Below are 25,014 nucleotides of genomic sequence, written 5' to 3' on the forward strand. Positions count from 1 at the left end.
CTCGGTTGTCGCGTCCCTTGACCTCAGCGTCCTCTGGATCACCCTTTTGTGTCAAGCAGATGTGTTGCCGCGTGAGCTGTCTCTTGCTTGACAACGAGGGCCTCAAGACGCGCGATCTCGCGCCGAATCCCCTGCCCCAAGAGATCGGCGAAGCGCTGCAACCGGCGATCTCTCAAAGCTTGCGCATGGCGGATCAGCCAAAAAGACCGGGTCAATGACACCTCGCACGGCAAAACACGGATCAGCTCGGGCGCGGCTGGAAGCGCGAAGTCATGCACCACGGCCAGCCCCGCCCCGGCCCGGGCCCAGTTCAGTTGCACCGACACGGAGTTTGACGTGAGCGGCACCTGTGTCAGGCCAAGCTCTGCCAGGTAATCCAGTTCCGCATCGAAAATCATATCAGGGATATAGCCAATCATCCGGGCACCGCTGAGATCCGATCGCTGAGCGGGCCGGCCATGTTCGGCAAGCCAAGCTCCGGACGCCGCAAGCGACAGGCGATAATCGCTCAATTTCTCGGCCTTGAGCCGGGAGGTCCGAGGCCGCGATACTGCAATCGCCAGATCGGCTTCCCGGCGGCTGAGATCGACAACGCGTGGCAAGGCCAAAATCTGCACTTCAAGCCCAGGATGTGCATCGCAAATCTCGGTGCAGACCTGCGGCAAAAGATAATTCGCGCATCCATCCGGCGCGCCGATGCGGATTGTGCCCGACAGGCCCTCGCCCGCCCCGGTCAGATCGCTCAGCCCCGCGCCAAGCGCGGTTTCGGCCTCTTCGGCGGCGGGCAAGAGCCGAGCGCCTGCTTCGCTCAGGCCATAGCCCTGCGGCGACTTCAGAAACAAATCCGCCCCAAGCCGGGTCTCCAATCGCGCGATCCGACGCCCCACCGTGGCGGGGTCCATCCGGAGCGTCTTGCCCGCCCCGGTCAAGCTCTCGGCCCGAGCCACGGACAGGAAAATCCGCAAGTCATCCCAATTCTGCATCCGTCTCATCCTTGCATTTTTGCAAAACGCTTTTGAGAACCTGCCTCTTTTCCAGGCAGCATTGCAAGGCTACGCTCCGCGCGAGCGCCATATGGAGGATGAGAGATGGAAGAGCTGAGCCACTGGATCAACGGCAAACATGTCAAGGGCACATCCGGCCGATTTGCCGATGTGATGAACCCGGCCACGGGTGAGGTCCAGGCCAAGATGCCGCTCGCCTCCAAGGCCGAGTTGGACGCCGCCGTGGCCGATGCCGCCGCCGCACAACCCGCTTGGGCCGCGATGAACCCGCAACGCCGCGCGCGGGTGATGATGCGCTTCGTCGACCTTCTGAACCGCGATATGGACAAGCTGGCCGAGGCGCTTTCGCGCGAACATGGCAAGACGATCCCGGATGCGAAGGGCGACGTGGTGCGTGGCCTGGAAGTGGTCGAGTTCTGCATCGGCGCGCCGCATCACCTGAAAGGGGAATTCACCGACAGCGCCGGCCCTGGCATTGATATGTATTCGCTCCGCCAGCCGCTTGGTGTGGCCGCGGGGATCACCCCGTTCAACTTCCCGGCAATGATCCCGATGTGGAAAATGGCCCCGGCGCTGGTCTGCGGTAACGCCTTCATCTTGAAACCCTCAGAGCGTGACCCCTCCGTGCCTCTGATGCTGGCGGAACTTCTGCAAGAAGCGGGTCTGCCCGATGGCGTGTTGCAGGTTATCAATGGCGACAAGGAAAGCGTAGATGCAATCCTCGACAACCCGACGATTGCCGGTGTGGGCTTTGTCGGCTCCACCCCGATCGCGCAATATATCTATGCGCGCGGCTGTGAGAATGGCAAACGGGTTCAGTGTTTCGGCGGCGCCAAGAACCACATGATCATCATGCCCGATGCCGATCTGGACCAGGCGGCGGATGCGCTGGTGGGCGCAGGATACGGGGCGGCGGGCGAACGCTGCATGGCAATCTCGGTCGCGGTGCCGGTTGGCGAAGAAACCGCGGATCGGTTGATTGAAAAGTTGGTGCCCAAGGTCGAAGCCCTCAAGATCGGGCCCTATACTGCGGGCAATGATGTGGACTTTGGCCCCGTGGTGACGGCGGCGGCCAAGGCGAATATCGAACGTTTGGTGCAGACCGGTATCGACCAAGGCGCGGAGCTTGTCGTCGATGGGCGGGACTTCAAACTCCAGGGCTACGAGGATGGCTATTTCGTCGGCGCGCATCTGTTTGACCGCGTGACCACCGATATGGACATCTACAAGACCGAGATTTTCGGGCCGGTCCTGTCGACGGTGCGGGCGAAAACCTATGAAGAAGCCATCGGCTATGCGATGGACCATGAATACGGCAATGGCACCGCGATCTTTACCCGTGATGGCGATACGGCGCGTGATTTTGCGAACCGGATCAATATCGGCATGGTTGGGATCAATGTGCCGATCCCGGTGCCGCTGGCCTATCACACCTTTGGTGGCTGGAAAAAATCGGGCTTCGGCGATCTGAACCAGCATGGGCCAGATGCATTCCGGTTCTATACCCGGACCAAGACCGTCACGGCCCGCTGGCCTTCGGGCATCAAAGAAGGCGGCGAGTTCACCATTCCAGTGATGGAATAAGATGAGGGTTTGCGCCGGGCTGCCGCCCGTCGCCAGGGCGCGCGCGGCTTCGCCGCGCGCGCCTTTTCTGTCTAGCTGACCGGGCCGATCAACAGCGCTTTGCGGATCATCTCGGCAGCCGGACGATAGAAATTCCGATGATCCCAGTATTCATTGTGGGACGCCGGGTTCCAGGAGGTGAAGAGGTTGCCAACATTGATCCAGGCATCCCGCAACTCTCCCGCGTTGATCATGGCTTCATATTGTGGCCCGGCCGGGCCAAGCGGCATGCCCAACACATCGTCCTTGTCGTTGAGGTTCTCCCACCAGGGTGTCAGGCGTTTGTCTGCTGGTATACGGGTTCCCGGGCGCTTGATCGGGCGGACCTGATCCCTTGGGTAGGCGAAGGTGAAGACCGGAATATTGCAACCGAAGGTCAGAAACCCCGCCATCGTCTCAAAGCGCTGAAACCCGGAACGGCTTTGGACCCAAGGCGCGCCAAGCGCCACGGCTTTCTGCATATCATAGATGTAATTCGACATGATGTGCCCACCAAGCGAATGGGCGAAGATCAGAAGTGGCGTCGTCCCGCCCGCCACGGTTTCGAGATTTTCGAGCGCATCCTCCACCCGGCCATGGATCCGCTGATAGATATCGGTCGGATTATCGCTAACCTTGCGATAGGAGGCCGCATCCGCCAACCGATGCATGACGAACTCCCGGGCCCAAAGCCAACGGGCCTCCCCCTCCAGCCCTTCTTCGACATATTTGTCCTGTCGGCTTTGCAGAATATCGGCCCAGAAGATCTCCCGCCACGCCACCCGGCCATCCCATTCCTCAGGCGCCATATAGCCGCGCAGCGCCCGGTAAAGCCCGGCAGAGAAGCTGATCGCATCGGGGTCTTGCGGCGTCTCGCCTTGGCTGCCCATGCCGTGAATGACGGCTATTGCGACCCGGGTATCGGACATCGGAAAGCCTCCTCGATCATTGAAAAATCATATGGCTGCAATCGCGTTAATCTAAGGAAGTCTCGCCGAATTGTGGGCTTCGGGCAACAGCGTGGGCCGTGAAGAGCGAAATCCTCTGACAATCGCGTGAGATAGCTGTTCAGGCGTTGCCAGATCGGCCCGCTCCGACCACATGGCGCGCAAGAGACGATCAGATTTCGGGAGACAGGAATGAGCCATTTCAAAATGACCCGTCGCAGCATGGTTCTGGCCAGCGGCGCCACATTGGCCACACCGATGCTGGCTTTGGCCGAGACGCCAGCCCCCGCCTTGCGCGCAGATGCCGAAGCCCGGCGGAACCTGTCCTCCTTTCGCTCGCAGAATTGGCAGGACCATTTCGAACGTCTCGACCGTGTGACGATCCTCGCCGATATGGAAAGCCGCGCGGTGCATTATTGGAGCGCCGATGGCACCGATTACCGGCTCTACCCCTCGTCAATCCCGCTCACCGAAGAGCTGACCAGGCGCGGCTATACCGAAGTGGTCCGGAAACGCGTCGGCCCGGACTGGACGCCCACCGCATCAATGCGCGAGCGCGACCCATCCCTGCCCGCTTATATGCCGCCTGGCCCCGACAATCCGCTTGGCACCCATGCCCTCTATCTGACCTGGCCCGCCTATCTGATCCATGGCACCCATGACACGCGGAAGATCGGGCGACGGTCCTCGTCAGGCTGTATCGGGCTCTTCAACGAACATATCGCGGAGCTGTTCGCATTGACCCCGACGGGCGCGCAGGTCCGCCTTCTCTGAGGCCAGTCGCGGTTTTACTGGACGGGCGGCCATCGGGTCGGGCAGCATGGGTGCACTTTTGACGTGCATTCAAAGGATATTGCGATGACCATTTCCACGCGACGCCAGTTTCTGCAACTCGCCACCGGGCTCTTGGCGGCCCCTGCCCTGATCAGATCGGCCCATGCCGCCGGGCATGTGCGCCTGCCGGTGACAATCCAGAACTTTGCCTTTGCCCCCGCTGATGTCGAACTCGGCGCAGGCGATTTTGTCGTCTTCACCAATGCCGATGGCGCGCCTCACACCGCCACCGCGAATGATGGGTTTTTCGACAGCGGGCGTTTGAACCAGGGCGACAGTTTCGAGGTGCGGATGACCGACGCGGGCGAGTTCACCTATTTCTGCCAATTCCACCCCAATATGACCGGTGTGATCCGCGTGACCTAACCCGGCTTGCCAGATGACGCCTCCCGGCCCACACTCGGGGCCGGGAGGGCCGTCATGGCGGACAGCAAATTCTCTTTGGGGATCGAGGAAGAGTATCTTCTGGTCGATCTGGACACACTCGATCTGGCGGTTGCGCCCGAGGCCTTGATGACGGCTTGCAAGGCGGAATTGGAAGGCCAGGTCAGCCCCGAGTTCCTACAATGCCAAATCGAGATCGGCACCCAGGTCTGCGCCGATATCAACGCCGCGCGGGAGGATCTCAAACGCCTCCGATCCTGTGTCGCGACCCAAGCCAAGGCCCATAATCTCGCGCCGATTGCCGTCTCCTGCCACCCGTTTGCCGACTGGAAGGATCAGCAGCATTCCGATGGCGACCGGTATCAGACCCTCGCCCGCGATCTGGCCGGGGTCGCCCGACGTATGTTGATCTGCGGCATGCATGTGCATGTGGGGATCGATGACGAAGACCTGCGCAATGACCTGATGGGTCAACTCAGCTATTTCCTGCCGCACCTTTTGGCGCTCTCGGCGTCCTCCCCCTATTGGCAGGGGCAGGATACCGGGCTCGCTTCCTATCGGCTGACGGTGTTCGACAACCTGCCGCGCACCGGCCTACCGCCGCTCTTCGACAGTTGGTCCGACTATCAACGCTCGGTGCAGGTGATCATTGATCTGGAGCTGATCGAGGACTCGACCAAGATTTGGTGGGATCTGCGCCCCTCGCACCGCTTCCCGACTTTGGAAACACGGATTTGCGATGTGCAGCCGCGGCTGGAGCATACGTTGTCCCTTGCCGCGTTGATCCAGTGCTTGGCCCGCATGCTGACCCGACTGCGGCAGAAAAACCAACGCTGGCGACTCTATGATGGCTTTCTGATCGGCGAAAACCGTTGGCGGGCGCAGCGCTATGGCCCATCTGAGGGTCTGATCGATTTTGGCCGCCGGGCCGTGGTGCCCGTGGCCGAACTTTTGGATGAAATCATCGATTTGGTGGCGGAAGACGCCGAAGTCTTGGGCTGTTCCAATGAACTCGTTGCCGCGAAAGACATCCTCACAGGCGGTACCAGTGCCGACCGACAACGCGGCGTCTATGCCGCGTCGCAAGAGGCCGGCAAATCCCATGACGAGGCGATGCGCGATGTGGTGCGGCATTTGATCGAGGAATTCCACGCCGATCTGTGACGGGTTGCAATAGTGCTGCAACAATCGTTAATTAAACAAGCGTTCAATTCATCCGGGGAGGGAGCCGATGGACTTTGCATTGTCCGAGGAACAAGACGCCATTTTCGACATGGCCAAAGCGTTTGGTGACGAGCATATCGCGCCTTTTGCACAGGCTTGGGAGAAGGATGGCGTCATCCCGAAAGAGCTCTGGCCCCGCTTGGCCGAGCTTGGGTTTGGCGGCCTTTATGTCTCGGAAGAGAATGGCGGCTCGGGCCTGACCAGACTGGACGCGACACTGGTTTTTGAGGCGCTATCGATGGCCTGCCCATCGGTCTCGGCCTTCCTGTCGATCCACAATATGTGCGCCGCGATGGTCGAGAAATTCGGCGATGATGCATTGCAGGCGCGCTTCCTGCCCGGCGCGATCAGCATGGAGACCTTCTTCGCCTATTGCCTGACCGAGCCCGGCTCCGGCTCCGACGCGGCGGCGCTGAAAACCCGGGCCGAACGCACCAATGATGGCTATCGGATGACCGGCACCAAGGCGTTTATCTCCGGCGGCGGCTATGCGGATGCCTATATCGTCATGTCGCGCACCGGTGAGGATGGCCCGCGCGGCATCTCCTCGATCATCGTCGAAGACGGCGCCGAGGGCCTCAGCTTTGGCGGGTTGGAAGAGAAAATGGGCTGGCGCTCGCAGCCGACGCGGCAGGTCCAGTTGGACGATTGCCACGTTCCGGCCGAGAATTTGCTCGGCGAAGAGGGTAAAGGTTTCACTTATGCGATGATGGGTCTTGACGGCGGCCGCCTCAACATCGCGGCCTGTTCTCTGGGGGCCGCGCAGGCGGCGCTTGACGCGACGCTCGCCTATATGGGTGAGCGGAAAGCCTTCGGCAAATCCATCGACCAGTTCCAAGCGCTGCAATTCCGTCTCGCCGATATGGAGATCGAGTTGCAGGCCGCCCGCGTGTTCCTGCGCCAAGCGGCGTGGAAACTGGACAATGGCAGCCCGGATGCCTCGAAGCATTGCGCCATGGCGAAGAAATTCGTCACCGAAGCGGGCAGCCGGATTGCGGATCAATGCCTGCAACTGCATGGCGGCTATGGCTATCTGGCCGATTACGGGGTCGAGAAGCTGGTCCGCGATTTGCGCGTGCATCAGATTCTGGAAGGCACCAATGAGATTATGCGGGTGATCACGGCGCGGCATATGCTGGCGGAGCGCGGATGACAGCTTGCGCAGCCCGGTTTCTTACAAGAAACCGGACCGGAATTTTGCAAAATTCCGGGCGCGACAGAGGTAGAATATGAACGACGACATCCACATCCGCATCGAAGGCAAAGCCGGGCGGATCACCCTGGCCCGGCCTGCGGCGTTGAATGCGCTGACCTATGAGATGTGCTTGGCAATCGACGCCGCCCTGATCACTTGGGCGGAGACCCCGGCGGTCGAGATGCTGATCCTTGATGCCGAGGGGGAGAAAGCCTTCTGTTCCGGCGGCGATATTGCCGAGATGTATGCCACCGGCACCGCTGGCAACTACAGTTATGGCCGCAAGTTCTGGGCCGATGAATACCGAATGAATGCTCGGATGTTCGACTTCCCGAAGCCGGTGGCGAGCTTCCTGCAAGGCTTCACCATGGGCGGTGGCGTTGGGGTCGGCTGCCACGGCTCGCATCGGGTCGTCTGCGAAAGCAGCCAGATCGCGATGCCCGAGGTTGGGATTGGTCTGGTCCCCGATGTGGGCGGCTCGCTGATCCTCGCCCGCGCGCCAGGGCGGGTTGGCGAATATCTCGGCACCACCGCCACGCGCATGGGGCCGGGGGATGCGATCTTCGCGGGTTTTGCCGACTATTATATCCCGCGCGAGGCGTGGGGGCCGCTGATCGAGACGCTTTGCGAGACCGGAGACTGGGACGAGATTGATCGACGCGCCCTACCCGCGCCCGACAGCCCGCTCGCCGCGTTGCAACCCGAGATCGACGCCGCGTTTGCTGGCAGCACCCTGCGGGACATCTTGAACCTGCTCCACCAGACCGATGGTGATTTCGCAACCGAAGCGCTGAAAAAACTGAAGCGCGGCGCGCCTCTCTCCGTCGCGGCGGCGGTCGAACTGGTGCATCGCGCGCGGACGCGGGATGACATCCGCCATGCTTTGACGCAGGAATACCGCTTCACCGCGCGCTCGATGGAGAAAGGCGACTTCCTCGAAGGCATTCGTGCGGCGATTATCGACAAGGACAAGAGCCCCAAATGGCGCCATGACGCGTTGGACGCGGTCGGCGTGGCCGATGTCAGCGCTATGCTGCTTCCGCTTGGGGCGGATGAACTCAAATTCTGAGGGAGACAGATGATGAATATCGGCTTTATCGGCCTGGGCAATATGGGCGCACCCATGGCGGCCAATCTGGCGGCGGCGGGCCATACGGTAACCGGCTTTGACCTCGTGGCCGATTGCCCCGAGGGCGTGACCCCTGCCGACAGTGCGATGGAGGCGGCGACGGGCCGGGACGTGGTCATCACGATGCTGCCCAATGGTGCGATCCTGCGCCGGGTGGCCGATGAGATTCTGCCCGCCATGGCGCCCGGCGCGGTCTTGGTCGATTGCTCAACCGTTGAGGTTGACGCGGCCCGCGATGTCGGCGCAGCGGCGGAGGCCGCCGGGCTTGGCTTCGTCGATGCGCCGGTCTCCGGCGGGGTTGGCGGGGCCGCGGCGGGCACCCTGACCTTCATGGTTGGCGGCAGCGATGATGCCTTTGCCACCGCCTCCCCGCTTTTTGAGATCATGGGGCAGAAAGCCGTGCATTGCGGCGGCGCGGGCAATGGTCAGGCCGCGAAGATCTGCAACAACATGATCCTGGGCGTGACGATGATCGCCACCTGCGAGGCCTTCGCGCTGGCCGACAAACTGGGACTCGACCGGCAGGCGATGTTCGATGTGGTCTCCACCTCCTCGGGCTATAGCTGGACGATGAATGCCTATTGCCCCGCGCCGGGCGTGGGCCCGCAAAGCCCCGCCGATAATGACTACCAGCCCGGTTTCGCGGCGGAACTGATGCTGAAAGACCTGCGGCTCAGCCAACAGGCCGCCGATGCGTCGGATGCCGATACGCCGATGGGTCAGGCAGCGACATCGCTTTATGAGACCTTTGTGGAAACCGAAGATGGCGAGGGCAAAGATTTCTCCGCCATGCTGCCCCGGTTTGAGGCGCGCGGGCGCGGCTAAGTCGGACCCGCCCACAACACCAGATCGAGCTGCTGATAGCTCATTTCCATACCCTCGGTCATGCCGGTCGCCAGTGCGGTCTGCATCGCCTCGGGCGTTTCGTATGCAATCCGGGTCGTGACCACGGTTTCATCCGCGACTTCGGCAAAGACCAGCGTGCAGGTGCAAAACCCCATCTCTCCGCCAAGGCTGCCCGGGTCGTAATACTGCGTTTCAACCAGGCGCTCGGGTGTCACCACTTCTAGAAATGTGCCGTGAAAGCCGAACCGCGCGTCTTCCGTCTCACTCTGCCATTCCCACCGATAGGCCCCGCCGACCCGCAGGTCCATCTCGCAAACCGGCATGGTCCAGCCGGGCGGGCCAAGCAACCAGCGCTGCATCAACTCTGGTTCGGTGAAGGCGCGAAAGACCAGATCGCGCGGGGCGGCGAAGCGGTGGGAGACCTCAATCTCGGTGGCGCTGATCTCTCGGATTTGGGCCGTGTAAGCCGTCATGAGCCCTCTCCTTTGCCCTGCAACTCCGCCAGAAGCCCATCCAGCCGGGCATAGTTTTGCTCGAATGCGGCGCGAGTTTCTTCCAGCCAGTCGCGGGCCGGGGTCAGTGCCTCGGCCTTCAACACGCGCGGGCGCGACTGCCCGGCCACCCGCGTGCCGATCAGCCCCGCCTCTTCCAACACTTTAAGATGGCGCGACACCGCCGGTTGGCTGATCTGAGACAACGCCATCAACTGGGTGACGGTCGCCTCACCTTCGGCCAGGCGGGCCAGAATGGCGCGGCGGGTTGGATCGGACAAAGCCGAAAAGGTGCGGTCGAGCTGCATGGCGGCCTCCAAACATAGAGTGTGCTTTATATAACAGATTAGCTATGTAGCGCAAATCCCGCCCGCAGACAGAAATGTAAAAAAGATTTACTTTTCGACATCCACCCCCTTGCGTCGCGCTTCGGCGATGCCATATGAGTTAATGTGATTAACATTAACATCCACACGCACTCAAAAGGAGCCCCAGTGATGACCACCACCACCGCCGCCCCTGTCGAAACCGCCCAAGGCTGGCTTTCGCGATCCGAGGCATGGCTAGACAGCAAAGGCAAAGGCGCTTGGATCGCCTTCATGGTCCTTGGCTTTATCTTCTTCTGGCCGATCGGCCTCGCCCTTCTGTTCTATATGATCTGGAGCAAACGCATGTTCAACGGTTCCTGCAAATCCCGCCGCCACGCCCATATGCACGGGCATAAGTTCCGCAGCTCGGGCAACACTGCCTTCGACAGCTACAAAGCGGACACGCTGCGCCGGTTGGAAGAAGAGCAGAGCGCCTTCGAAGAGTTCCTGCAGCGCCTGCGCGATGCCAAGGACAAGGCCGAGTTCGACCAGTTCATGGACGACCGGTCCAAGGCGAAGCCGGTTGAAAACGGCGAGCCGACAGAAGCCTGATCGAGCAACGCCTGATGCGGCCCCCTTTCCCCCCAAGGGGGCCGCATATCTTTTACCCAGCCCCGGATTTGCTCCGGCGTTTCGTAAGGATCAGACAAGATGACGACCGACAGTGAGCACAGCTTCGACCAAGACCACCACCAGGACCGCGGATCAACGCAGATCCCCCTCCCCGTCCAAATCCTCACCATCATCTTTTATGCCGGTTTCGCGATCTCCGTCTCCATCGTCGCCATGGCGCTGTTTGGCATCATCGGCGTTGTCCTGGCCGCGCTCTTTGCCTGGCAATGGGGCCGCCTCCCGGCGCTCAATGGCCGGAACACGCCGCCGCAACCAATCGAATGGTTGCGCCCGAGCGTGCCTGAACCCGGTCCGAAAACCAGCGGCAATGCCAGTTTCGATGCCTATCGCGACGCGCTGATGCAACGGCTTGAGAAGGAACAGACCGATTTCGAAGGCTTCCTGACCCGACTGCGCGAGGCAAAAGACAAATCCGAATTTGACCGGTTCCTCGACGACCGTGCCACGGCACGTCGCGAGGCGCGGGAGGCTGGTGCCACAACTCCGGCCTAAACCGCCCGCGCGGCCCTGTCCGTCCACCAACGTACGGGGCCGCGCATCTCAAAACCCCTTTTCAAGAGGCCCTAGACACGCCATGACTCCCGCTATGACCTCCCGTTTACCCGACCCGCATTATCAGGCCGTGTTCTATGACGGCGTTCCGGCCAAACGGTTCTTCGCCTGGTTGATCGACGTGGTGATCATCACCCTCATTACAATCATGCTCGGCCTGGTCACGCTGACCCTCGTCTTTTGGATCTGGCCGCTGGTGTATCTGATCGTCAGCTTCCTCTATCGCAGCGCCACCATCGCTGGCGGCTCCGCCACGATTGGGATGCGGATCATGAACATCCAACTCCGTGGAGCGACCGGCGCGCGCCTTTCCGGTGGCGAGGCGATCATTCACACCCTGGCCTATCTGACCTGTGCGGCCTTCGCGATCCCGCAACTGATCTCACTGGTGCTGATCGTGATCGGCGACAAGCACCAAGGTTTGCATGATCTTTTGATAGGATCGGCGATGATCAACCGTCCGCGCTAAACCATCAGCGTTAACACTTTAAAAACCAGTTGCCCCTATGGGGCAGCTGGTGCAGGCTTTGTTCATAAACGCGAACAACTTAGCCGCTGGATATGCGCCACACCCTTCCGATAGCGCCCCAATTCTACGTCACTGCCCCGCAGGCCTGCCCGTATCTGGATGGGCGCCGAGAGCGTAAGCTGTTCACCGCTTTGCAAGGTGAACATGCGGGCAAACTGAATGATGCGCTGTCGAAGCAAGGCTTTCGCCGCTCGCAGAATGTGCTCTACCGCCCATCCTGCGCCGATTGTTCCGCCTGCCTCTCCGCGCGCATTCGCGTGGCCGATTTCGAGCCCTCGAAAAGTCAACGCCGCGCGATCCGGCGCAACGCCCACTTGGCCCGCACCGCGCGCTCTCCCTGGGCCACCGAAGAGCAATACGCGCTTTTCCGCGATTACCTCGACAGCCGCCACGCCGATGGCGGCATGGCCGATATGGATGTGTTCGAATTTGCCGCGATGATCGAGGAAACCCCGGTCCGGTCCCGCGTTGTGGAATACCGCAACCGCGACACCGAAGACTTGACCGCCGTTTGCCTGACTGATGTGCTCGATGACGGGCTGAGCCTGGTCTACAGCTTCTTCCGCCCCGACCTGCCCGCTCAATCGCTTGGCACTTATGTGATACTCGACCATGTGGAAATCGCCCGTGAGGCGGGGCTGCCTTATGTCTATCTCGGCTATTGGGTGCCGGGCTCGGCCAAGATGGGCTATAAGGCGAAGTTCTCCGGCGTCGAAATCTATATCAACGGGGCCTGGCAGGATTTGGGCGATCCGGAGCAGTATTCGGATCAGACCCATCCGCTCTCGGTCGATCCGATTGCCCATCAAGTTGCCGAGATCACCCTGCCCGATATCCGGGCACCCTCGGTGATCGACTGAGATCACAGCACTCTCACGTGACACATGAGGCGAAGAATCCGGCGCAACTGAGCCCGGTTACTCAACGCAAAAACAGGGCCCGAGGGCCCCGCTTTCATATTCATTATCTTCGCGCGCCTTACGGCAGCAGGTCCGGCACGATAGTAACGATCCCCGGGAAGAGCCAGAGCAGCCCGAGACCAACCACTTGGATGCCCACGAACGGGATCACACCGCGATAGATGTTCCCCGTCGTCACCGATTTCGGCGCGACCCCCCTGAGATAGAAGAGCGCAAAGCCGAACGGGGGTGTCAGGAACGAGGTCTGCAAGTTCACCGCGATCATGATCGTGACCCATTTCGGGTCAAGTGTGCCGCCATAGATTACCGGCCCCACAATCGGGATCACGATGTAGATGATCTCCAGGAAGTCCAGGACGAAGCCGAGGATGAACAGGATCAGCATCACCACCAGGAACACGATCATCTCATTGTCGAAGCTCCGCAGGAACTGCTGGATGTAATGCTCGCCGCCGAAGGAGATCAGCACCAGGTTCAGAAGCTGCGACCCGATCAGGATCGTAAAGACCATCGAGGTCACCTTCGCGGTCTCTCGCACCACCGGGCTGAGGATGTTCGAGCGGAACAGCACCCAACAGGAGAAGAGCAGACCGAAGAAGGCGAAGTGATAGGCGAACTGCGCCGCGATATAGGCCACCCAATCCTCAAACGGCACGGTTTCGCGGGTGATCCGAAGGTCGAAATTCACCCCAAGAAGGATCATGATCACCACCGCGAAGGAAGCCCAGATCACGATCTTGGATTTGCCGTTTTCCTCTTTCAGCTTGCGATATGCCGCCAGCATGATCGCCCCTGCGGCACCCAGAGCCGCCGCCGGGGTCGGGTTGGTGATGCCACCGAGGATGGAGCCAAGAACCGCCACGATCAGAACCAGCGGCGGGAAGACCACGCGCAGAAGTTCATTCTGCGCTAGGCGCCCCAAAGCAGATCGGCAGCCATAAAGCGTGATCGCCATCGGGATCGCGAGGATCATGAAGGTGCCACCGGGGCTGGTCTGCGGACCGATGAACAGAATATCCGCCAAGATCGCCAGAACGACCCCGCCGCCCCCGATCATCAGCGGCCTTGCATCGTCGCTTGGCGACACCCCGCGCGCGATAATCAGGATCAGCGACAGCAGCACAAAGAGGATCGCGACACCGAGACCAATTGGGGCCGCATTCGCCAGCGCCTCGACCAAGGCCGCCGCGCGTTCGTCCTCGCTAAGCTGCTCGCCCGCGCCGCCATCGGCGGCAGCACCCAAAGCGGCCCGCTCGGCAACGGCCTGATCCCAGGCCTCTTGGCCATGCAACTCGATCATCGCGCCTTGGCACTGCTCGGACACATTGGTTCGGAGGCTCGCGCCCTGGCTCGATTCTCCATAATCGGACACCCGAATGTCCTGATTGCCGACAAGCCCGACACTGCCCGCCAACACAACCGCACCGATCAAGCCAATCGGAGCAATGAGGAACCACGTCAGCGCCTCAGAACGTGTGCGAACGGCACCATTGGCCTGGCCTTCGATCTGCACAGCCGGTGCCTTGGACGGGTTCAACATCGCAAAGCCGAACGCGTACGCTCCGTAGAGTCCCGCCAAGAAAATCCCCGGCAGCAACGCCGCCTGGAACAGCGTACCAACCGAGAGAACCGCCGGTTCGCCCAAATAGGTCAACGCATCGGAACAGCCGGCAAGCTGCGCGCGCGTCTCTTGCCCGGTGGCATAGAGATCGCCCACCAGCGTTCCCAAAAGAACGATCACAATCGAGGGCGGAATGATCTGCCCCAAGGTGCCCGATGCGGCAATCACGCCCGTGGCCAGTTCGGGCGAGTAGTTGTTGCGCAACATCGTCGGCAATGCCAGCAGACCCATCGTCACCACGGTGGCGCCGACGATCCCGGTCGAGGCCGCCAGAAAGGCGCCCACGATCACAATCGACACCGCCAAACCGCCCGGCAGCGGGCCAAAGACGCGCGCCATGCTGGTCAGAAGGTCTTCGGCGATTTTGGACCGTTCGAGCGTGATGCCCATCAGAACGAACATCAGAACCGCCAGAAGGGTTTCGATCGACTGACCCGCGATGACGCGTTCGTTCATCCGGTTGACGATGAACGAGATGTTGCGGTCCATCGCCTGTTCCCAACCACCGATGAAGAGCGCCTCTTCGATCCGTGGCAATTCTGGGTATCGGAAGACCGATATGGATTCGCGCACCACCCCTTCGGCCACCAACGCGGCATATTCCGCCGAACTGGTGTCGATCGCCTCGTGGATCAGCAAGCCAGCGCTATCAAGCGCTGCGATGATCGCAAATGAGATGACGCCAGCGCCGCCGATGGCAAAAGCCACCGGAAACCCGGTCATGATTCCCGCAAACAGCGTCAGGAACACAATGATCAGGCCAACCTCGACCCCATCCAATCCGAAAAGCATGATGTCGCCTTTCCCCTCCGTTGAGCGACGCGTGACGCGCCGTTCTTATCCTGTTAATCGGCGATTGCCGTTGTCGCCTTGCCTCAGGTCGAGCCCGAGTGAATGGCGTGTTCCAAATCTTCGGCCTCGTCGCCGGTTCTGTCGCGGTCCAAGTATTTGCCCGCACTTTCCTCGCCCTCGACCCATTCCAGGTAGGAGCGCCAGAAGAACGCAATGGCCTGAAGGAAGACGAGAACGCAGAAGGCGACAATCAGGACTTTGAACAAGAAATACGCGTTGAAGCCGTTCGGGCTAAAACCGATGGTTTCCACGTTCCAGCGGAAAATGCGCGACTGCATCAACATCCGGTCGATGTCGCTGGTCGCCGTCACGGTCGGCGTCATCAGGTGCCGCCACATAAAGAACCACGCGTAGAGATACGTGATGGTGATCGCTGGTATCATGAAGAACAAGCAGCCGAACATGTCGATCACCCGCCGGGTTCCGTGCCGCACCGCCGAATAGACCAGATCGACCCGCACGTGGCCGCCCTGCACAAAGGTGTAGGACACACAGAGGCAGACAACGAGCGCGTTATAGAGTTTCAGCTCTTCGCCCCACCAGCTCAGATCCTGACTGAAGGCCGTACCCAAGGGCCCGAGCTGAATTTCCGCGACGCGGAAGATCCGCTGCAGAAACACGATCATCACTTGCTGCAGAACCATCAAAAGGCCCGCCCAGGCGGCGAAGCGTCCGACGCCATTGGCAAAGGCTTCCAGACCCCGGACGCATCCCCAGAGGATCGACCGTTTCCAGAACATGCCAAGCGCCGAGAGCACCAAGAAGGTCGTAAACACGACAAAGAAGAACTCGACCGAGGCCCCATAATAGATGAAGCGCATCACCGCTTCGGGGTTGCTCCAGTTCAACCAATCCCCTGGATTGGCGATGGCAATGGCGAGATTATAAGGCGCCAATGCAATATTCTGCAGCACCCATAAAATGAAATCGATCATGCGGTGGTCCCCCGAACGTCCACGATCGCGGCGTCCCCTATCGGATGAAGCGCAAGCAAGAGCATATTCCGCCCGGACCGAAGTGACAGGCCCGGGCGGAACGGTTGGTCAGTCGCGGATCAGGCCGCGTTCACCCGGTTGCGCTGGCGCATGTATTCGCCGTCACCGAGTTCAAACCAGGTTGCCGATTCTGCCATCGAGCTGAAATAGCTCTCTGCGATCTGCGCGTAGATCGGATCACCCATGTTCTCCTCACGCACTTCTGCAGCGGCGCGACCAAAGGCATCCCACACATCCTCGGGGAATTCGCGAACCTGGACACCCTCAGCCTGCAAGCGGGCCAAGGCCGCACCGTTTTCAGCAAGCGACAGCGCGAGGTTGTCAGAATAGACCGCACGGCATGCCGTATCCACGATCTCTTTCTGCTGATCGGTCAGAGATTCCCAAACCTCAAGGTTGAAGGACAGGGTCAGCGCCGAACCGGGCTCATGGAAGCCGGAGGTGTAATAGGTGTTGGTCACCTCCTGGAAGCCCATCCGCTCATCCGCGTAGGGGCCGATCCATTCGGCGCCGTCGATCTGACCCGAAGCCAGCGCCTGATAGATTTCACCGCCGGGGATGTTCTGAACCGAAGCACCAAGGCGACCAAGCACCTGACCACCCTGACCGGGCATCCGGAAACGCAGGCCCTGCAGGTCTTCTGCCGAGGTGATCTCGGTGTTGAACCAGCCACCGGGCTGCATCGCGGTCGAGCCGCACATGAAGGATTTCAGGTTGAACAGGCTGGCCAGTTCGTTGTGCAGGTCATGACCACCGCGGTGGTAATACCAGTTGGCCATTTCCTGACCCGTCATGCCAAACGGCACCGAGGTAAAGAAGGCGAAGGCCGGGTGCTGGTTCAGGAAGTAGTAATCGGCCGAGTGATACATGTCGGCCTGGCCGGACGACACGGCGTCGAACACTTCGAATGCGCCCACCAAGCTGCCAGCCGGCATTTTGTTGATGGTTAGGGCGCCATCGGTCATCGCAGTGATGCGATCCGCAGCCATCTGTGCCGCGTCGTCAAAGATGGCAAACCCATCTGGAACAGACGTCACAAGCGTCAGCGTACGGTTACCTTGCGCGTAAGCCGGTGCGGCCAGCGTTGTCGATGCCGCTGCTGCGCCACCGAGTGCAGACGTTCTCAGAAAAGAACGACGATCCATATGGTATCCTCCCCATTTGGAATTTCCGCCACCCCCCTCGGATAGCGGTTTTTGGTTTATGGTAGACGCACGTTAGCGAAGCCCTGCGTCACATCAAACAGTTTTCAACCCGAAATCGCCGATTTTGTCAAATTTTTTTACCAAAATCGGGTTTTCGCGGAAATTTCAACCTATGGTTGTGTGTGGTTATCGCTAACTCTCGCGGAGTCTCAAAAATTTAGTTGCTACCGTAAACGAGTCACCGAAACGGCGCAGCAAACGCGAGTCTCACCGGCTCTGACAGCAACCGAAACTCCCTTATGAGTCTCCCTTCAAACTGTCACCCGCGCGGAACAGGGCCAGTGTCGAGCGGACCAGCCAGATCATCCCGAGCACGTCGCAGCGATCGAACGCCATTGGCGAATGATCCGCGCAGTTCACGAAAACCGTCTTGCAGCCCCTCGCCAAGCTCAAGCTTCATCACCCCGCCTCAACGCGTAATGATGTGGGAGAGAGCATATGGTCAATCATTTAGGTGGTCTGTCGTTCATCAATCGGATCACAGGGCTTGGCGCCGCAATCTGGTTATTCGGCCTCTCATCGCTCGCATTGGCCTGTTCGACCGTCGCCCTTGGAAGCGATGCCGATCTGCGCATTGTTTATAGCTATGACCAATCGGAAAGCGGCGCGGGCATCCTTCTTCTCAACCCCGCAGGTGCCGAGCGTCGCTCAATCATGGGTGCCGCCGGGCACGTCTGGACCGCTCGCTTCGGCAGCGTGACGTTCAATCAGTTTGGGCCAGGCATGCCGACCGCAGGCCAGAACACCGAAGGCCTGGTCGTCACGCTGATGTGGAATAACGCGGTCGTCTATGGCGGGCCGCCAACCCGCCCAATCCTCAATGAATTGGAGTTCATTCAGCTGTTGCTGGACAGCGCGGCAACTGTGGAGGAGGCGCTCACGCTATTGGATCAGATTGCGATTGTCGGGATGGTTCCGATTCACTTCTTTATGGCCGATGCCCGTGGCGACATGGCGATCCTGACGCCGCGCGCCTCTGGCATCGACATATATCGCGGCCACGAGATGCCGATCCCTGCCCTGACCAACACGAGCTATGACGACCTGCTTGATGAGATCACCGTGTTTGACGGGTTTGGTGGCAACCGCCCGATCCCGCACGGATCAGAATCCAGCAACCCGTCCAGCCTGGAACGTTTTGCCATCGGCGCAATCGCGGCGCGGGCACAAAGCGGGCCAGTTGATGATACAACCGCCATCCGCCTGCTGCAGGATCTCGCCAACCCAGTGACCCAATGGCAGATCGTGTTCTCGCCCCGCGCCGGTGAAATCCACTATCGCCTGATTGGCGAGACCGATCTCAATCTGGTCGATGTAAATGAGGCGGATCTGACCTGTCATGATACACCGATGCATTTGCACCTCGCCGCCCCGGTCGCCCCGGCCCCGCTTTCGCATGAGCTGCTCACGACGCAGCTCCAAGAGGTCCTGACCTTCTTTCCTGAAACAAGCGGGATCAGCCCGGACGCCGCCCCTGAGATGGCAAACGCGCAATTGGCCGCGATGATGTGCCCGGCGTAAATCCGGGCCCAAATTCCATTTCCGCGCCCTGGCGACAGTTTGGCGCAGCAATATTGCGTAAAAAACTGCACACACGACACTTTCAGAACAGATTTGGCTGTTGACGCCCCTTTCGGTCGCTCCTAATCTCGCCCCCGCAACGTAAAGGAGCCTCTGGAATGCTCGGCATTCTCGTACTTGTAGGAAACGCGCGCATGGGTCGGTGACGACAACCATATCGGTACCCCATGCGCCCCCGTCTCACCGGGGGCTTTTTTATGCAAACCTGACGGCCTGATAGACAGGCGCGTGACAAAAGGACCAAAACGATGACACGTCAGATGACCGGCGCAAAAATGGTGGTTGAAGCTCTGAAGGATCAGGGCGTCGACACGGTATTCGGCTATCCCGGCGGCGCGGTCCTACCGATTTATGACGAGGTGTTTCAGCAAAACGAAATCCGTCACATCCTGGTGCGCCATGAACAAGGCGCGGTCCACGCTGCCGAGGGCTATGCGCGCGCGACTGGCAAGCCTGGCGTTGTTCTGGTGACCTCGGGCCCCGGTGCCACCAATGCGGTGACCGGCCTGACCGATGCGTTGATGGATTCGATCCCGATCGTGGTTCTGACCGGCCAGGTGCCGACCTTCATGATCGGCTCCGACGCATTTCAGGAGGCTGACACCGTCGGCATCACCCGGCCCTGTACCAAAATGAACTGGTTGGTGAAAGAAACCGACAAGCTGGCGAGCACGATTCACGAGGCGTTTCATATCGCCAGCGTCGGCCGCCCCGGCCCGGTTCTGATCGACATCCCGAAAGATGTGCAATTCGCCACCGGCAGCTATACCGAGAAGGCCAAAACCAAGGTCAGCCATTATCAGCCGCGCGTCAAAGGCGATATCGACATGATCACCGCTCTGGTCGAGGCGATGGAGACGGCAGAACGCCCGCTTTTCTATACCGGCGGCGGCGTGATCAATTCCGGCCCGCAGGCCAGCACCCTGCTGCGCGAGTTGGTGGATGCCACCGGCTTCCCGATCACCTCGACTCTGATGGGTCTGGGCAGCTACCCCGCCTCCGGCAAGAACTGGCTCGGCATGTTGGGGATGCATGGTCTCTACGAGGCCAATCTGGCGATGCATGGCTGCGACCTGATGATCAATATCGGCGCGCGGTTTGACGACCGGATCACCGGACGGATCGCGGATTTCTCGCCCGGCAGCCGGAAGGCGCATGTGGACATCGACCCCTCGTCGATCAACAAAGTGATCCATGCCGATTTCCCGATTATCGGCGATGTCGGCCATGTGCTGGAGGATATGCTGAGGGTTTGGAAAGCGCGCGGGCGTAAAACCAACTCTTCGGGGCTGGCCAAATGGTGGGAGCAGATCGAAACCTGGAAGACGGTCCGCTGCCTGGATTACAAAGCCGACACCAAGGTGATCAAACCGCAATATGCCTTGGAGCGGCTTGAGGCGCTGACCAAAGACCACGACCGGTATATCTGCACCGAGGTGGGCCAGCATCAGATGTGGGCCGCGCAGTATTTGGGCTTTGAAGACCCGAACCGTTGGATGACCTCCGGCGGCCTCGGCACGATGGGCTATGGCGTCCCGGCTTCAGTCGGGGTGCAGGTTGCCCATCCTGACGCCTTGGTCATCAATGTGGCGGGTGAAGCTTCATGGCTGATGAATATGCAAGAGATGGGCACCGCGGTGCAGTTCCGCCTGCCCGTCAAACAGTTCATCATGAACAATGAGCGCCTGGGTATGGTCCGCCAGTGGCAAGAGCTGCTGCATGGGGAGCGCTATTCCCATAGCTGGTCCGAGGCGCTGCCCGATTTCGTGAAACTGGCGGAGGCGTTTGGGGCCAAGGGCATCTTGTGTTCCGACCCCGCCGATCTGGACGACGCAATCATGGAGATGATCAACCATGATGGGCCGGTGATCTTTGATTGCTTGGTCGAGAAGCATGAAAACTGCTTCCCGATGATCCCGTCCGGCAAAGCGCATAACGAGATGCTCTTGGGCGAAGCCTCGACCAAAGATGCGATTGATGCTGATGGCGCGGTGATGGTCTGAGCCTTTTGGCTCAGGCACGCACCCCGCCAATCATAGATGACACATTCCGGTGGGCTCCCCCACCACAAGACCGAAAGATCCCTTATGTCTCCGCTCAAAATCGAAAAAGGCGCCTCGAGCCATTCTGCCTATGACCTTCGCAGTCATATGTCGGAAGAGATCGAGACCCACACGCTGGCCGTGCTGGTCACCAACGAGGCGGGCGTCCTCGCCCGCGTCATCGGGCTCTTCTCCGGCCGTGGCTATAACATCGACAGCCTGACCGTGGCCGAGGTCGATCACGAGGGCCATCGGAGCCGGATCACGATCGTGACCTCGGGCACACCGCAGGTGATCAACCAGATCAAGATGCAGCTTGAGCGTATGGTGCCGGTGCATGAAGTGGCCGACCTTTCGGTCGAAGGGGCATTTGTCAGCCGCGAATTGGCGCTGATCAAAGTCATGGGCAAAGGCGAGGCCCGGGTCGAAGCGCTCAGGATCGCCGAGATTTTCCGCGCCAATGTGGTGGATTCGACGCTTGAAAGCTTCGTCTTTGAGATCACTGGGACACCAGACAAGATCGACGCGTTTTGCGATTTGATGCGCCCCTTGGGCGATGTCCGTCTGGCCCGGACTGGCGTGGCCGCCATCGCCCGCGGCGTCTGATCCCGCATCCGGCGCGGAACCGCCCGACAAAACGCAGCCAAAAGCAAAAACAGCGGCCCGGAACGGGCCTCCGTTTGACAGCAGTCTCAAAGAAAAAACCGGCGCAGCCGAGGCATAACAGCCGCGCCGGTTTCCCGTATTCATACGCCCCTCGGTGGATCGGGGATTACGAGGGGCCCATGCGTACGGTCCCCCGCGTTAACCGGCGGGAATGATGCCTGCCTCTTGCGCCGCGTTCAGCTCGTCGGCGTCCAGAGCGCCGCTTTCGTCCGCGTCCAGCGTGGCGAAATCGGTCTCGGTCATATCAGGCATGGCCATCAGAAGCTCGGTATACGAGACCAGCCCGTCGCCATCGGTATCCAGCGAGGAGCCCTGGCCCATCGCATAGCCTGCGGCAACGAGACCCATGACAAGCGCCAGAGCGCCGAGCCAGAGGGCAAATGTGCGGCGGCCATTGGCCTGTTGGATTTGGGGAAAGGTCATCCGTGATGTCTCCTTTGAGAACAGTTGGTGTCCGAGGACCGCCTGTTTGCGGCCCCCATGCATACCAAGACCCTCTCGACCGGCATTTCATCCCATGACCGAGACTTGCCCGGATTTTCGGCAGCCCGCCGCTAAACCCGCAGATCCGCCTCAGCAACCCGCCGCCGATCCAAACCCCGGGTTGCAAAGCCCCGCCGATGCGGCGCACCATTGAGCCAAGCGTTGCCGACAATCCGGACCGGAGATTGCAAGACCGCCCGTCGCCCCTAATCCTATGCGCCTCACTCGTGATCCCTGCCCGAGAGGCGCTATGCCCGACACCCCAGCGTTCCAATTTCCGCCAAAACCGCCCGAGCCGCGCGTGATACCAACGGACACGGCCCGCCATCTCGAAGCGCTTTTGCCTGATCTGAGACGCGTGGGCCGTCGGCTCAGTCGGACTTGGGAAGATGCCGACGATCTGGTCCAAGACACACTTCTCCGGGTCTGGACCCGGATGGCCGACCCGGACGCAGGCGAGATTACCGATCTCCGCGCCTATGCCTTCACCGCACTGCGCAACCGCGCTCGCGCGCGCAGTCTCCCCTTCTCGGAACTCACGACAGATCCTGGCCAAGCGCCCGAAGCCCCGGCCCGCCTCGCCTGCGCTGACACCTTGGCCGCCATCGACGCCCTGCCGCCGGAGCAAGCGCAACTGCTACGGCTCCGCGCGATCGAAGGTCAAAGCTATGCCGAGATCGCGGCCGCCACCGGCCTGCCCATTGGAACTGTGACCTCCCGCCTGGCCCGAGGCCGCGCGGCGTTGTGCGAAAAGATGGGGCTGAGCCCGGATACACCGGTTTCGGCCCTTCTCGATCAGTGATGAATCCAAGGCCAAGCGCCCGACAGATCACTCTGCGGTTGCGGGGCCGCCGAACGCCATCCGATAGAGAACCAACCCATGCGCGGGTCCTGTCGCACGGCCATGATCGGTAAATCCGCAGCGCTGCATCAACTGGCGAGAGCGATGATTGGGAACATCGACAGACGCCACAAGTTCGGTCAAACCAAGCGTGTCGCGGGCATAATCGATAAGCGCCTCTAGCGCGCCCCGTGCCAGACCGCGCCCCCAATAGGCCGGATCGATAGCAATAAGCGGTTCGATCTTCCCGGCCATATCCGCCGCCACCGCAATCTCAGCTGACACCGGCTCCAACCCGGCCAAACCAGCCACGCTGCCGCGGCTTGTTTCGATCACCCAGAGGCCCAGACCCCGCGCGGCCAACGTATCGCTGCGCGCCAACATATCGGCCACCGTCGCACGTGGTAGCATGATGTCATCGCAGAGGAAGCGCCGCACGTCAGGATCATGCAAAAGCGCCAGGACCGCGTTGAGATCCCCGGGCTCCGTCGGCCGCAATCGGCCCTCTGGCAGAGAGAGGCAAGGTTTCATTGGCGTCTCATATCACAACATGACAGCGCGTCTTTATGGCATCGATGTGCCAAGCCACAGTCGGAAATCACGGCTTATTCGCGACATCCGCCATGTCGCCGATGAAGAAGACGGCCAAAACGCGGACACGCCAGTCTTGTGGGCAGAATGAGCAACCGACAAAAGCGGAGGGCCCCTATGGCAGATGATTTTCGCCTCACCGGATTGGAAGATGTTCAGGCCCCGATTGAGCGGGCCCATGGGCTGCCCAATGCCCATTACACTGATCCAGCAACCATCGCCGAAGAAAACGAAGCGGTTCTGGCGACCGGTTGGGCGGGCCTAGCGGTCGGCTCGGATGTGCCTGAGGTCGGTGACGCGGTGCCGATCAGCTTTCTAGGTCAGCCCTTGCTGCTGCTCCGGGACGACAATGATCAGGTTCGGGTGTTCCAAAACATCTGCCGTCATCGGGGGATGATCCTGGTTTCCGAGCCGCGCAAAATCGAAGGCGCGATCCGGTGCCCCTATCATTCCTGGTGCTATGCCAAGGATGGCCGCTTGGTCGCCACACCCCATGTGGGCGGACCTGGGCAAAACACCCATGCGGGGATCGACAGAGCGACGCTTGGACTGGTGGAGGTGCGCAGCCATATCTGGCGCGATGTGGTCTTTGTGAACCTCTCCGGCGAGGCCGCGCCATTCGAGGACGTTCATGCCGATCTCATCGCCCGCTGGTCTGAGTTTGACCAACCGCTGCACCATGGCGGCGCGGGCAGCAGCTTCATCTTGGAGGTGGCCACGAACTGGAAGCTCGCGGTGGAGAATTACTGCGAAAGCTACCACCTGCCGTGGATCCACCCCGGGCTGAACAGCTATTCCCGCCTTGAAGATCACTATCATATCGAGGCGGAGGGGCGGTATTCCGGCCAGGGCACCTATGTCTATCGGCAGTTGAAAGACGAGGACGGCAAGAGTTTCCCCGATTTCGACGACCTCTCCGTCACCTGGGACACCGCCGCGGAATACATCGCGGTCTATCCCAATGTGCTTCTCGGCGTGCATCGCGACCATGCGTTCACCATCATTTTGGAACCGGTGGCGCACAATCAAACGCGGGAACATGTGCATCTCTACTATGCCCAGCCCGACACAGATCAGGAGCTGCGAGAGCGGAACGCAGCGCTTTGGAAAGAGGTGTTCGAGGAGGACATCTTTGTTGTCGAAGGGATGCAGGCCGGTCGCGCTGCGCCAGGGTTTGACGGCGGACGGTTTTCACCAGCGATGGATGGACCAACCCACATGTTCCATGCCTGGGTCGCTGGCCGGATCGCCGCTGCTCGCGAATGACTCGCGAAGAACTAGATGCGGCGCTGCTTGCCGCCCATGCGGCGGGCAACAGGGCCGCGCTGATCGACCTTTATAGGCAAGCGTCGGAGGCAGCGGAAACCGGTCAAGCGCAGGCATTTTATCTGACCCACGCTTATGTCTTCGCCTTGGAGGCCGGTGCGCCAGAGGTGGACGCGTTGCGTGACGGATTGCGGGCGTTGAAGGCGATCTAAG

The 25,014-nt window shown here is 60.6% G+C and carries 26 protein-coding genes and 1 pseudogene; 17 read left to right on the top strand and 10 right to left on the bottom strand.

Translation table 11 applies throughout. From position 1 onward, the window contains the following. Positions 1-38: 38 nt before the first annotated feature. Positions 39-983, bottom strand: coding sequence for a LysR family transcriptional regulator (locus GTF44_RS10705; RefSeq protein WP_171559387.1), 945 nt, complete (start codon positions 981-983; stop codon positions 39-41). A gap of 105 nt (positions 984-1,088) precedes the next feature. Between GTF44_RS10705 and GTF44_RS10710 the strand changes: the two genes are divergently transcribed. Further along, positions 1,089-2,588 carry a CoA-acylating methylmalonate-semialdehyde dehydrogenase gene (locus GTF44_RS10710; protein ID WP_171559385.1) on the top strand — a complete coding sequence of 500 codons (1,500 nt, stop codon included), beginning with the start codon at positions 1,089-1,091 and terminating at the stop codon, positions 2,586-2,588. Between the two features lie 71 nt (positions 2,589-2,659). Here GTF44_RS10710 and GTF44_RS10715 read toward each other — a convergent pair whose 3' ends face one another. Beyond that, the gene (locus tag GTF44_RS10715; protein WP_171559382.1) at positions 2,660-3,535 is read right to left on the bottom strand and encodes a hypothetical protein; all 876 of its coding nucleotides are present in this window, start codon (positions 3,533-3,535) and stop codon (positions 2,660-2,662) included. 210 nt (positions 3,536-3,745) lie between these two features. On the opposite strand from GTF44_RS10715, the gene GTF44_RS10720 reads away from it, so the two are divergent. The 6 genes from GTF44_RS10720 to mmsB all read left to right on the top strand — a co-directional run bounded on the left by GTF44_RS10720 (position 3,746) and on the right by mmsB (position 9,144). Further along, on the top strand, positions 3,746-4,327 hold the full coding sequence (locus GTF44_RS10720) for a L,D-transpeptidase (RefSeq protein ID WP_171559380.1): 582 nt from the start codon (positions 3,746-3,748) through the stop codon (positions 4,325-4,327). Positions 4,328-4,411: 84 nt separating this feature from the next. Then, the gene (locus tag GTF44_RS10725; protein ID WP_145208476.1) at positions 4,412-4,753 is read left to right on the top strand and encodes a cupredoxin domain-containing protein; all 342 of its coding nucleotides are present in this window, start codon (positions 4,412-4,414) and stop codon (positions 4,751-4,753) included. A 54-nt stretch (positions 4,754-4,807) separates the two neighbouring features. Beyond that, complete coding sequence (locus GTF44_RS10730; protein ID WP_171559377.1) at positions 4,808-5,935, top strand: carboxylate-amine ligase; 1,128 nt, start codon at positions 4,808-4,810, stop codon at positions 5,933-5,935. Between the two features lie 67 nt (positions 5,936-6,002). After that, a complete protein-coding gene (locus tag GTF44_RS10735; RefSeq protein WP_171559374.1) occupies positions 6,003-7,148 on the top strand; it encodes an acyl-CoA dehydrogenase family protein in 1,146 nt (381 codons plus the stop codon). Positions 7,149-7,224: 76 nt separating this feature from the next. Next, a complete protein-coding gene (locus GTF44_RS10740) occupies positions 7,225-8,259 on the top strand; it encodes an enoyl-CoA hydratase/isomerase family protein (RefSeq protein ID WP_171559372.1) in 1,035 nt (344 codons plus the stop codon). Between the two features lie 12 nt (positions 8,260-8,271). Further along, the gene (gene mmsB / locus GTF44_RS10745; protein WP_171559865.1) at positions 8,272-9,144 is read left to right on the top strand and encodes a 3-hydroxyisobutyrate dehydrogenase; all 873 of its coding nucleotides are present in this window, start codon (positions 8,272-8,274) and stop codon (positions 9,142-9,144) included. Here the strand turns inward: mmsB and GTF44_RS10750 are convergent. Together GTF44_RS10750 and GTF44_RS10755 are read right to left on the bottom strand one after the other, a co-directional pair. Then, positions 9,141-9,638: an SRPBCC domain-containing protein gene (locus tag GTF44_RS10750; protein ID WP_171559369.1), complete on the bottom strand. Its 498-nt coding sequence runs from the start codon at positions 9,636-9,638 to the stop codon at positions 9,141-9,143. The genes mmsB and GTF44_RS10750 overlap by 4 nt on opposite strands. Continuing rightward, positions 9,635-9,964 (bottom strand): helix-turn-helix transcriptional regulator, encoded by a 330-nt coding sequence (locus GTF44_RS10755; protein WP_171559366.1) that lies wholly within the window; start codon positions 9,962-9,964, stop codon positions 9,635-9,637. The genes GTF44_RS10750 and GTF44_RS10755 overlap by 4 nt, the downstream gene beginning before the upstream one ends. A gap of 189 nt (positions 9,965-10,153) precedes the next feature. Here GTF44_RS10755 and GTF44_RS10760 point away from each other — a divergent pair, with 189 nt between their 5' ends. The 4 genes and pseudogenes from GTF44_RS10760 to GTF44_RS10775 form a co-directional block, all read left to right on the top strand. Further along, the gene (locus tag GTF44_RS10760; protein ID WP_171559364.1) at positions 10,154-10,576 is read left to right on the top strand and encodes a DUF2852 domain-containing protein; all 423 of its coding nucleotides are present in this window, start codon (positions 10,154-10,156) and stop codon (positions 10,574-10,576) included. A gap of 99 nt (positions 10,577-10,675) precedes the next feature. Then, positions 10,676-11,149, top strand: coding sequence for a DUF2852 domain-containing protein (locus GTF44_RS10765; protein WP_253261204.1), 474 nt, complete (start codon positions 10,676-10,678; stop codon positions 11,147-11,149). 94 nt (positions 11,150-11,243) lie between these two features. After that, positions 11,244-11,678, top strand: a complete 435-nt coding sequence (locus GTF44_RS10770) for an RDD family protein (protein ID WP_171559361.1) — start codon at positions 11,244-11,246, stop codon at positions 11,676-11,678. A 92-nt stretch (positions 11,679-11,770) separates the two neighbouring features. After that, positions 11,771-12,600 (top strand): annotated as a pseudogene (locus GTF44_RS10775) (arginyltransferase); the annotation flags it as partial. A gap of 116 nt (positions 12,601-12,716) precedes the next feature. Here the strand turns inward: GTF44_RS10775 and GTF44_RS10780 are convergent. The 4 genes from GTF44_RS10780 to GTF44_RS10795 form a co-directional block, all read right to left on the bottom strand. Further along, on the bottom strand, positions 12,717-15,071 hold the full coding sequence (locus tag GTF44_RS10780; protein ID WP_171559357.1) for a TRAP transporter large permease subunit: 2,355 nt from the start codon (positions 15,069-15,071) through the stop codon (positions 12,717-12,719). Positions 15,072-15,154: 83 nt separating this feature from the next. Next, positions 15,155-16,066, bottom strand: a complete 912-nt coding sequence (locus tag GTF44_RS10785; protein WP_145208456.1) for a TRAP transporter small permease subunit — start codon at positions 16,064-16,066, stop codon at positions 15,155-15,157. A 119-nt stretch (positions 16,067-16,185) separates the two neighbouring features. Further along, entirely contained in the window at positions 16,186-17,271 is a 1,086-nt protein-coding gene (locus GTF44_RS10790; RefSeq protein WP_171559354.1) for a TRAP transporter substrate-binding protein, read from the bottom strand. A gap of 319 nt (positions 17,272-17,590) precedes the next feature. Then, entirely contained in the window at positions 17,591-17,731 is a 141-nt protein-coding gene (locus GTF44_RS10795; RefSeq protein WP_171559351.1) for a hypothetical protein, read from the bottom strand. Positions 17,732-17,769: 38 nt separating this feature from the next. Between GTF44_RS10795 and GTF44_RS10800 the strand changes: the two genes are divergently transcribed. The 3 genes from GTF44_RS10800 to ilvN all read left to right on the top strand — a co-directional run bounded on the left by GTF44_RS10800 (position 17,770) and on the right by ilvN (position 21,560). Then, positions 17,770-18,852 carry a carcinine hydrolase/isopenicillin-N N-acyltransferase family protein gene (locus GTF44_RS10800; protein WP_171559348.1) on the top strand — a complete coding sequence of 361 codons (1,083 nt, stop codon included), beginning with the start codon at positions 17,770-17,772 and terminating at the stop codon, positions 18,850-18,852. A gap of 308 nt (positions 18,853-19,160) precedes the next feature. Beyond that, entirely contained in the window at positions 19,161-20,915 is a 1,755-nt protein-coding gene (locus tag GTF44_RS10805) for an acetolactate synthase 3 large subunit (protein ID WP_171559346.1), read from the top strand. Positions 20,916-20,999: 84 nt separating this feature from the next. Then, positions 21,000-21,560: an acetolactate synthase small subunit gene (gene ilvN / locus GTF44_RS10810; protein WP_145208448.1), complete on the top strand. Its 561-nt coding sequence runs from the start codon at positions 21,000-21,002 to the stop codon at positions 21,558-21,560. A gap of 198 nt (positions 21,561-21,758) precedes the next feature. On the opposite strand, the gene GTF44_RS10815 is transcribed toward ilvN, so the two are convergent. Then, the gene (locus tag GTF44_RS10815) at positions 21,759-22,043 is read right to left on the bottom strand and encodes a hypothetical protein (RefSeq protein ID WP_171559343.1); all 285 of its coding nucleotides are present in this window, start codon (positions 22,041-22,043) and stop codon (positions 21,759-21,761) included. A gap of 310 nt (positions 22,044-22,353) precedes the next feature. Here GTF44_RS10815 and GTF44_RS10820 point away from each other — a divergent pair, with 310 nt between their 5' ends. Then, positions 22,354-22,905 carry an RNA polymerase sigma factor gene (locus tag GTF44_RS10820; protein WP_171559340.1) on the top strand — a complete coding sequence of 184 codons (552 nt, stop codon included), beginning with the start codon at positions 22,354-22,356 and terminating at the stop codon, positions 22,903-22,905. Between the two features lie 27 nt (positions 22,906-22,932). On the opposite strand, the gene GTF44_RS10825 is transcribed toward GTF44_RS10820, so the two are convergent. Beyond that, on the bottom strand, positions 22,933-23,475 hold the full coding sequence (locus GTF44_RS10825; RefSeq protein WP_171559338.1) for a GNAT family N-acetyltransferase: 543 nt from the start codon (positions 23,473-23,475) through the stop codon (positions 22,933-22,935). Positions 23,476-23,652: 177 nt separating this feature from the next. Between GTF44_RS10825 and GTF44_RS10830 the strand changes: the two genes are divergently transcribed. Next, the gene (locus tag GTF44_RS10830; protein WP_171559335.1) at positions 23,653-24,801 is read left to right on the top strand and encodes an aromatic ring-hydroxylating dioxygenase subunit alpha; all 1,149 of its coding nucleotides are present in this window, start codon (positions 23,653-23,655) and stop codon (positions 24,799-24,801) included. Further along, the gene (locus GTF44_RS10835) at positions 24,798-25,013 is read left to right on the top strand and encodes a hypothetical protein (RefSeq protein WP_171559332.1); all 216 of its coding nucleotides are present in this window, start codon (positions 24,798-24,800) and stop codon (positions 25,011-25,013) included. Before GTF44_RS10830 ends, GTF44_RS10835 begins: the two co-directional genes overlap by 4 nt. Position 25,014: the final 1 nt, after the last annotated feature.

Origin of the sequence: Roseobacter sp. HKCCD6576-2 (assembly GCF_013179285.1) — a bacterium.
GTDB classification, from domain to species: domain Bacteria; phylum Pseudomonadota; class Alphaproteobacteria; order Rhodobacterales; family Rhodobacteraceae; genus Rhodophyticola; species Rhodophyticola oceani.

Bases quoted from the DNA above. Each gene is read 5' to 3' on its own strand.
- GTF44_RS10795 (WP_171559351.1), bottom strand. From the start codon at position 17,731: ATGAAGCTTGAGCTTGGCGAGGGGCTGCAAGACGGTTTTCGTGAACTG.
- GTF44_RS10750 (WP_171559369.1), bottom strand. From the start codon at position 9,638: ATGACGGCTTACACGGCCCAAATCCGAGAGATCAGCGCCACCGAGATT.
- GTF44_RS10770 (WP_171559361.1), top strand. From the start codon at position 11,244: ATGACCTCCCGTTTACCCGACCCGCATTATCAGGCCGTGTTCTATGAC.
- GTF44_RS10735 (WP_171559374.1), top strand. From the start codon at position 6,003: ATGGACTTTGCATTGTCCGAGGAACAAGACGCCATTTTCGACATGGCC.
- GTF44_RS10785 (WP_145208456.1), bottom strand. From the start codon at position 16,066: ATGATCGATTTCATTTTATGGGTGCTGCAGAATATTGCATTGGCGCCT.
- GTF44_RS10730 (WP_171559377.1), top strand. From the start codon at position 4,808: ATGGCGGACAGCAAATTCTCTTTGGGGATCGAGGAAGAGTATCTTCTG.
- GTF44_RS10715 (WP_171559382.1), bottom strand. From the start codon at position 3,535: ATGTCCGATACCCGGGTCGCAATAGCCGTCATTCACGGCATGGGCAGC.
- GTF44_RS10720 (WP_171559380.1), top strand. From the start codon at position 3,746: ATGAGCCATTTCAAAATGACCCGTCGCAGCATGGTTCTGGCCAGCGGC.
- GTF44_RS10765 (WP_253261204.1), top strand. From the start codon at position 10,676: ATGACGACCGACAGTGAGCACAGCTTCGACCAAGACCACCACCAGGAC.
- GTF44_RS10790 (WP_171559354.1), bottom strand. From the start codon at position 17,271: ATGGATCGTCGTTCTTTTCTGAGAACGTCTGCACTCGGTGGCGCAGCA.
- ilvN (WP_145208448.1), top strand. From the start codon at position 21,000: ATGTCTCCGCTCAAAATCGAAAAAGGCGCCTCGAGCCATTCTGCCTAT.
- GTF44_RS10815 (WP_171559343.1), bottom strand. From the start codon at position 22,043: ATGACCTTTCCCCAAATCCAACAGGCCAATGGCCGCCGCACATTTGCC.
- GTF44_RS10825 (WP_171559338.1), bottom strand. From the start codon at position 23,475: ATGAAACCTTGCCTCTCTCTGCCAGAGGGCCGATTGCGGCCGACGGAG.
- GTF44_RS10820 (WP_171559340.1), top strand. From the start codon at position 22,354: ATGCCCGACACCCCAGCGTTCCAATTTCCGCCAAAACCGCCCGAGCCG.
- GTF44_RS10705 (WP_171559387.1), bottom strand. From the start codon at position 983: ATGCAGAATTGGGATGACTTGCGGATTTTCCTGTCCGTGGCTCGGGCC.
- GTF44_RS10755 (WP_171559366.1), bottom strand. From the start codon at position 9,964: ATGCAGCTCGACCGCACCTTTTCGGCTTTGTCCGATCCAACCCGCCGC.
- GTF44_RS10830 (WP_171559335.1), top strand. From the start codon at position 23,653: ATGGCAGATGATTTTCGCCTCACCGGATTGGAAGATGTTCAGGCCCCG.
- GTF44_RS10780 (WP_171559357.1), bottom strand. From the start codon at position 15,071: ATGCTTTTCGGATTGGATGGGGTCGAGGTTGGCCTGATCATTGTGTTC.
- GTF44_RS10740 (WP_171559372.1), top strand. From the start codon at position 7,225: ATGAACGACGACATCCACATCCGCATCGAAGGCAAAGCCGGGCGGATC.
- GTF44_RS10835 (WP_171559332.1), top strand. From the start codon at position 24,798: ATGACTCGCGAAGAACTAGATGCGGCGCTGCTTGCCGCCCATGCGGCG.
- GTF44_RS10760 (WP_171559364.1), top strand. From the start codon at position 10,154: ATGACCACCACCACCGCCGCCCCTGTCGAAACCGCCCAAGGCTGGCTT.
- GTF44_RS10800 (WP_171559348.1), top strand. From the start codon at position 17,770: ATGGTCAATCATTTAGGTGGTCTGTCGTTCATCAATCGGATCACAGGG.
- GTF44_RS10725 (WP_145208476.1), top strand. From the start codon at position 4,412: ATGACCATTTCCACGCGACGCCAGTTTCTGCAACTCGCCACCGGGCTC.
- GTF44_RS10805 (WP_171559346.1), top strand. From the start codon at position 19,161: ATGACACGTCAGATGACCGGCGCAAAAATGGTGGTTGAAGCTCTGAAG.
- GTF44_RS10710 (WP_171559385.1), top strand. From the start codon at position 1,089: ATGGAAGAGCTGAGCCACTGGATCAACGGCAAACATGTCAAGGGCACA.
- mmsB (WP_171559865.1), top strand. From the start codon at position 8,272: ATGAATATCGGCTTTATCGGCCTGGGCAATATGGGCGCACCCATGGCG.